This is a genomic window from Bradyrhizobium sp. (assembly GCF_049581145.1).
GTDB lineage: Bacteria > Pseudomonadota > Alphaproteobacteria > Rhizobiales > Xanthobacteraceae > Bradyrhizobium.
Map to the genome: position 1 here is coordinate 1 of NZ_JBAURI010000655.1, position 1916 is coordinate 1916.

The window sequence follows — 1916 nt, forward strand, 5'->3', positions numbered from 1 at the left end:
GTCCGAAACGGTCGTCAGCACGGCCTCGACATCCTCGATCGCCAGCCCGCAATCGCTCTCCAGCACGGCGGTGCGGTTCAGCTTCTGCTCGTCCACCTCGTATTCGTCGCGGATCAGCTTCACGATCCAGCGGAACATGTTCATCCAGTTCTTCACGTCGTCGGTCGGGTGGGACATGGCTCGGCTCGCAGCGGCGACACGCCCCATCCTGCCCCTGTAACAGTGTCGGTTTCCTTAACCGCAGTCACCACGGGGTACACGGCAATCGGGTGAACGCGGGCAAGGAGCTGGGCGGGCTGGTTTCGTGTCATTGCGAGGAGCGACGCGACGCGGCAATCCCGATCCGGGTGCCCCCATGGCCCGAGATTGCTTCGCTCCGCTCGCAATGCTGGGTGGACGGCCCCCTGACGGCATCATTGTGCCAAGCTGGCCGGTGGTGAACTCAGTCAGCGAAGGAGACCGTCCGCTATGCACACTACCATCATCGGGATTGATATTGCGAAGAGCGTGTTTCAACTGCACGCGGAGGACCGTTCGGGCAAGGTTCTGTGGCGGAAGCGTCTGCGGCGGGAGGAGCTGGAGCCGTTTCTGGCGAAGCAGCCACCGGCGCTGATCGGCATGGAGGCGTGCGGCTCGGCGCATCATTGGGGCCGTGTGCTGCGCGCGCTTGGCCATGAAGTGCGGCTGATGCACGCCAAATACGTGAAGGCCTATGTCAAGCGGGGCAAGAGCGACCTGCGCGACGCCGAGGCGATCTGTGAGGCTGTGCAACGCTCCAACATGCGGTTTGTGCCGATCAAGAGCATCGAGCAGCAGACCGCACGTGCCCTGGAACGTGCGCGTGACTTGCTGATGAAGCAACGCACCCAGCTGACGAATGCCACGCGCGGGCTGTTGGCCGAGTTGGGCATCGTCGCCAGTGTCGGCCTGCGCGGCTTCAAGACGTTGGTTGCCAAGATCGATGCCGGGGACAGCGCCATCCCTGACGCGCTGCTGAGCGCCCTAAAGCCGCTGGTCGAGCACTGGCGCGCCTTGCACACGAGCATCGACGCGCTCGAAGCGCGCATCGTGGCGCAGGCCAAGAGCGACGAGCGCATGCGCCGGCTGCAGACGATCCCCACCGTCGGGCCGATCATTGCGCATGCGCTGGTGAGTGCGATCGGCGATCCGCGCCGCTTTGCCTCCGCGCGCGACTGCGCCGCCTGGATCGGGCTGACGCCACTGACCAACAACAGTGCCGAGAAGACCCGCATCGGCCATATCAGTCGCCAGGGCGATCACAGCCTGCGACGATTGTTGGTGCTGGGCGCCGCCAACCTGGCGCGGCGGGCCAAGGCCAGGCCGAACCCCGCCGATCCCTGGCTGCACGGCATCATCGCCCGCAGACCCTTCAAGGTCGCGACCGTCGCGCAGGCCGCCAAGACCGCACGCATCGCATGGGCGCTGTTGTGCTCAGGCGGAACCTATCGGGCGACGGTGCCGGCCGTGTAGGCCGCGCCAGACCCCGTACCACGCAAGGAGCAAACCGCAACGACGGCAAATAGGTCAGGACCTGAACCGGGGCACTCCGTTCTGTCATCGCGCATCTTCGCACGCCGCAATGCTTGGAACCCGGTTCGCGTAACCCCATCGGGGCCAGCGGTCATAGCCGACCGCACAAACAGGCCGGATACATGAACGCTCCAGACCAATGCGCCAACGTCGCACAAACTCCTTGCCTAACGGGGGCCGTCCATACATGACAGTTGGAATGCGCGCTACGATACCAAAGCCGGACGCTTCGACCGCCAATCCGTCGCCGTCTCATACGCATGCGCGGCCTGGAACAGCACCGGCTCCGCGAACGGCTTGGCAATGAGCTGCATCGACAACGGCAATCCACCAGCACCGAACCCGGTGCAGATGCTCATCGCCGG

At 64.9% G+C, this 1916-nt stretch carries 1 protein-coding gene; it reads left to right on the forward strand.

All coding sequences use genetic code 11. The features are described 5' to 3' along the window. Nucleotides 1-468 precede the first annotated feature (468 nt). On the forward strand, nucleotides 469-1491 hold the full coding sequence (locus WCB02_RS21580) for an IS110 family transposase (RefSeq protein WP_423961245.1): 1023 nt from the start codon (nucleotides 469-471) through the stop codon (nucleotides 1489-1491). Nucleotides 1492-1916: the final 425 nt, after the last annotated feature.